Source organism: Oligella sp. HMSC05A10 (genome assembly GCF_001808335.1).
Taxonomy (GTDB): Bacteria; Pseudomonadota; Gammaproteobacteria; order Burkholderiales; family Burkholderiaceae_B; genus Oligella; species Oligella urethralis.
In genome coordinates this window covers 1-1,662 of sequence record NZ_KV792877.1, presented here as the reverse complement: position 1 = coordinate 1,662, position 1,662 = coordinate 1, and the positions used below count along the sequence as shown (strand labels likewise).

Below are 1,662 nucleotides of genomic sequence, written 5' to 3'. Positions count from 1 at the left end.
CCGGTATTTGTCAAGCGAGTTGTCCGATATTTCATGCCGCTAAGTTCACGGTTTGACGTTGAGTTAGCTGATTCTCTGATGGGTTGAGGTACACCTCTGCCACCGGTTCCCAATTGCGTGTTGTGCGTCCTTTCCAGCGTTCAGACTTTGCCTGTTTTGCTGCCTCATAGACCTGCGCACGCTTTGCCAAGATCTCTCGGTCTTGCCCTTGGTGACGCGCCTGTGGCGTCACATAGCGAATGCCGCTATGGCAATGCTGTGTGTTGTACCAGGTGGTAAAGTCTTGCGCCCATTGACGGGCTTCTGTGATGTCGGCAAAGGGCTTATTAGGGTAGTGAGGCATGTACTTAAGGGTCTTAAATAAAGACTCAGAATACGGGTTGTCATTGCTCGTCGCCGGACGACTAAAGGACGGCATCACGCCTAGCTGCTGCAAGGTAGCTAGCATCGTGGCACCCTTCATCGGACTGCCGTTGTCGGAATGCAGTACGAGCGTTTCTCGCTGCACTTTGTGTTTCACGCAGGCGCGACGAATCAACTGAGCTGCATGCTTTGCACTCTCTTCCAGATGCACCTCCCAACCAACAATCAGACGACTATAGATATCAACAATCATGTAAAGGCGATAGAACTGACCTTTCACCGTCGATTTTAAGTAAGTAATATCCCAGGTCCATACCTGATTCGGTGCCTGAGCTACCCACGCCGTCGGTTTTACGACCTTGCGAGGCGCTTGCGCCTTACCACGGTGTGCCAGTTGATTGTACTCTTTAAGTACTCGGTAAAAGCTTGACTCAGAGGCAATATAAATACCCTTATCAGCTAACTTCGGCACGATCTGAGAAGGCGGCAAATGCCTGTACTCCGGCTGATTACACGTCGTAATCATCAATGCTTTCTCCGCTTTTGTCAGGGCGTGCGAATAGCTGCGTTTCGCCGGTTGCTGACGTTTATCATGCAAGTCCTCAGCCTGCTCCCAACGTCGTAAATTACGGCAACTAATCCCAAGGATGTCGCAGGCAGGTTGACGTCGGGCACCGGACTGTACCGCTTCATTGACTAGTGTAACGGCTATCTGTTTGGTCTCAGCAGGAATTAATTTTCCTCGTTGTCCCCCCAGATAGCCCGGGCTTTTTTTGATAAGGTCAATAAGGCGGCTGTTTCAGCCAAGGCCTTCTCCTTACGTCGTAGTTCGCGTTCCAATTGCTGTGTTTTACGGCGCTCTGCCGCCAAGGTCTCTTTACTGACCGGCACCTCGTCTAAGTCTATTTCCTCAAAGGCGGCTTGCCAAGCAGCTAGCTGCTCCGGATACAAACCGTGCTCGCGACAATAAGCAGCGCGTTCAATTTCATTCATGGCGGCTGTCTGCATGAGTGCAGTCAACTTGGCTTTACTGGACCACTTACCGGTGTGCGTTTTCTTCGCGGACACGATGACTCCTTGTGCAATTAACTGCCTTTTCCACTTGTACAAGGTATTCACATGAAGACCACTTTCATGGCTCAAGTCTGCCATACGTTGATTATGAGGAGGCAATGATTTTCGGATGAGTTGTTCTTTAAACTCAAGATTATGAACTGCCATTATAAGATCCTATCCGCCACCCTAAATGGGTTAAAAGTAAAAATTAAATGATCGGACAACTAGTGTGACATAGGGGGA

The 1,662-nt window shown here is 49.7% G+C and carries 1 protein-coding gene; it reads right to left on the bottom strand.

Annotated features, from left to right (window positions below; genetic code table 11):
* Positions 1-31: 31 nt before the first annotated feature.
* A protein-coding gene (locus HMPREF3144_RS11385; protein WP_371441265.1) for an IS3 family transposase occupies positions 32-1,584 on the bottom strand; the annotation gives its coding sequence in 2 pieces (ribosomal slippage) (positions 32-1,131 and positions 1,131-1,584; 1,554 coding nt in all).
* Positions 1,585-1,662: the final 78 nt, after the last annotated feature.